Source organism: Vibrio sp. 1249-1, from assembly GCF_033340495.1.
Genome location: NZ_JAWOWJ010000415.1, coordinates 1 through 775 on the forward strand (window position 1 = coordinate 1; position 775 = coordinate 775).

At 44.4% G+C, this 775-nt stretch carries 1 protein-coding gene; it reads left to right on the forward strand.

All coding sequences use genetic code 11. The features are described 5' to 3' along the window. On the forward strand, window positions 1-775 hold a 775-nt coding region (locus tag R7Z50_RS26725), incomplete at both ends, for a diguanylate cyclase (protein WP_318149646.1).

Consider the following 775-nt stretch of genomic DNA (forward strand, 5'->3'; position numbering starts at 1 on the left):
TTAACGCAGCAAGCCACCCGCCCTTTTAATCTGGCGTATCTGGATATCGACAACTTCAAATCGATAAACGACATCAACGGGAACTACATTGGTGACCAGATCATCAAGTTTACTGCAAATGCGATTCAACAGAGCTTGTCTTCCCCAAATAACGCGTTTCGCGTTGCTGGCGACGAGTTTGCCTTTATTACTTACGATGAAGATCCCGTGGCTGTATGTCAGGAAGTGCTCGATAAAATTGAAGCCGGTTACAGTGACAAATCCAATCGTATTTCTTTTACCGTGAGCATTGGCATTGCACGTGCGCCTGTTCACATGCTCAACAGTGATGAACTGATCCTAAATGCCAGCTTAGCGTTGAAAGATTGCAAAAAACACCGTGACACACGAATTCAACATTACGACACGCACTTAAGTGCGCTTTATCATCGTCAAACGCAACTGATTGAAGCGATGCGCATTCAATTAAGCACGAGCATTACTGAAAGTCATGAGCTTTACGTGGTGTTACAACCGATTGTTGATGTAAACAATGATCGCTGGGATTACTTTGAAATACTCGCTCGTTGGAACAGCAGTGTGTATGGCAACATCTCCCCTGCGGAGTTTATTGAAGCAGCTGAGCAATCAGGATTAATCATCGAATTAGGTGAGCGAATCATAGAGTTAGCATGTATTGCGAAGCAAGAGTTAGAGGCTCACCTCGGTTATACCGTGAAGTTATCCATCAACTGCTCTGCACACGAACTAGTCGATTCAAACCGCTACATCAACC